Origin of the sequence: Mycobacterium sp. (assembly GCF_049608025.1) — a bacterium.
Lineage (GTDB): Bacteria > Actinomycetota > Actinomycetes > Mycobacteriales > Mycobacteriaceae > Mycobacterium.
Map to the genome: position 1 here is coordinate 1 of NZ_JBMYXC010000112.1, position 2,234 is coordinate 2,234.

The 2,234-nt window shown below is 63.6% G+C and carries 2 protein-coding genes; one reads left to right on the forward strand and one right to left on the reverse strand.

The genetic code is table 11. The annotated features are described in order from the left end of the window. Positions 1 to 79 precede the first annotated feature (79 nt). Positions 80 to 646, reverse strand: a complete 567-nt coding sequence (locus tag ACPGXI_RS17940; protein WP_526655376.1) for a cob(I)yrinic acid a,c-diamide adenosyltransferase — start codon at positions 644 to 646, stop codon at positions 80 to 82. 82 nt (positions 647 to 728) lie between these two features. On the opposite strand from ACPGXI_RS17940, the gene murA reads away from it, so the two are divergent. Continuing rightward, positions 729 to 1,982 carry a UDP-N-acetylglucosamine 1-carboxyvinyltransferase gene (murA, locus tag ACPGXI_RS17945; RefSeq protein ID WP_526655378.1) on the forward strand — a complete coding sequence of 418 codons (1,254 nt, stop codon included), beginning with the start codon at positions 729 to 731 and terminating at the stop codon, positions 1,980 to 1,982. The last annotated feature ends 252 nt before the right edge of the window (positions 1,983 to 2,234 follow it).

A 2,234-nucleotide genomic window follows, 5' to 3' on the forward strand; every position in this document is an offset into this window, starting at 1 on the left:
CCCGACAGACTGGGGCCCGACAGACTGGGGCCCGACAGACTGGGGCCCGACAGACTCGGGCCCGACAGACGTGCGGCTTTCAGCCCCCTGGGCGCCAGAGGACGTCACCCTGCGGGTTCGCGACCCGAGACAGGATAAAGAGCAGGTCGGACAGCCGGTTGAGGTATTTCGCCGGCAGCACGCTTATCGAATCCCCGTGGGTGTCGATCGCCCGCCACGCGGAACGCTCGGCTCGGCGCGCCACCGTACGGGCCATGTGCAGTAGCGCGGACAAGGGGGTACCCCCCGGCAAGACAAACGAATTCAACGCGGGCAGATCTTGGTTGAATTCGTCGCACCATGATTCCAGGCGGTCGATATAACTCTGCTGGATGCGCAGCGCAGGATGCTCTGGGTTCTCCACCAGTGGTGTCGACAGGTCAGCCCCCGCGTCGAACAGATCGTTCTGGATCTGCCGCAAGACCGCGAGAATTCGGTCATCCGGATCGCCCATGGCTACCGCAGCGCCAATCGCAGCGTTCGTTTCATCACAGTCGGCATATGCCGTCAGTCGTGCGTCGTTCTTCGACACCCTGCTGAAGTCGCTCAGCCCGGTGGTGCCATCGTCGCCGGTCCGCGTGTAAATGCGCGTCAGGTGAACTGCCATGACCAAACCGTACCGGTGCGCGGCAGCGCGCGGTGGTCTCAGGAAACTGACATGGCCCGAGACGCTGTTTACACTAAGCCGCGTGACCCAGCGTTTCGTGGTGACCGGCGGCAGCCGGTTATCGGGCAAAGTTTCAGTCGGGGGCGCCAAGAACAGCGTGCTGAAGTTGATGGCCGCCGCGTTGCTCGCGGAGGGCACAAGCACCATCACCAACTGTCCCGACATCCTCGACGTGCCGCTGATGGCCGAGGTGTTGCGCGGACTCGGTGCCACCGTTGAACTCGAAGGTGACATCGTGCGGATCACCTCACCGGAGGAGCCGAAGTACGATGCGGACTTCGCCGCGGTCCGCCAGTTCCGTGCCTCCGTGTGTGTCCTCGGTCCGTTGGTCGGCAGGTGTAAGCGGGCGAAGGTGGCGCTGCCTGGTGGCGACGCCATCGGTTCTCGGCCTCTCGACATGCATCAGTCGGGGCTGCGCCAGCTGGGCGCCCGGTGCAACATCGAGCACGGATGCGTGGTCGCAGAAGCCGACCGCCTGCTCGGCGCCGAGATCCAGTTGGAATTCCCCTCGGTGGGCGCGACGGAGAACATCCTGATGGCCGCGGTGCTCGCCGAGGGCGTGACCACGATTCACAACGCCGCCCGCGAACCTGATGTCGTCGATCTGTGCACGATGCTCAATCAGATGGGCGCCCAGATCACCGGCGGCGGATCATCGACGTTGACGATCACCGGTGCCGACCGGCTGTACCCGACGGAGCATCGGGTCATCGGGGACCGGATAGTCGCGGCGACATGGGGAATTGCGGCCGCGATGACTCGCGGCGACATCTCGGTCACCGGGGTCGACCCGCAACATCTGCAATTGGTGTTGCACAAACTGCATGACGCCGGCGCCACGGTGACGCAGACCGACGACGGATTCCGGGTGGTGCAATACGAACGGCCCAAGGCCGTGAACGTGGCCACACTCCCGTTCCCCGGGTTCCCCACCGACCTTCAGCCGATGGCCATCGGCCTGGCTGCGATCGCGGACGGTACGTCGATGATCACCGAAAACGTCTTCGAGGCGCGGTTCCGGTTCGTCGAGGAGATGATCAGGCTCGGGGCTGATGCACGCACTGACGGCCACCACGCCGTCGTGCGGGGGATCCAGCAGCTGTCCAGCGCCCCGGTGTGGTCCTCAGACATCCGTGCCGGGGCCGGGCTCGTGCTGGCCGGCCTGGTCGCCGACGGTGACACCGAGGTGCACGATGTCTTTCACATCGACCGCGGTTATCCGAAGTTCGTGGAGAACCTCACCGCTCTGGGTGCTGAGATCGAGCGCATCACCTAACCGACTCGGGGCCCTGTCCCTGCCGCATTGCGCGTGCGCTGGCCATTTGGGGCTGAGCCCGACAGCGCGTAGTATTTTGGTCAGAAGCCAACGGCCCGGTCTGTTCGGACTTAGATGAGATGTCTTAGATCAGACAAAGTGGCCGGGACTTGACTGCCTTGACACCGTGAAGTACAGTGGCAGGGTTGCCTGAAATCTGGGTGTGTTGTTTGAGAACTCAATAGTGTGTTTGGTGGTTTTTGTTTGTTGTTT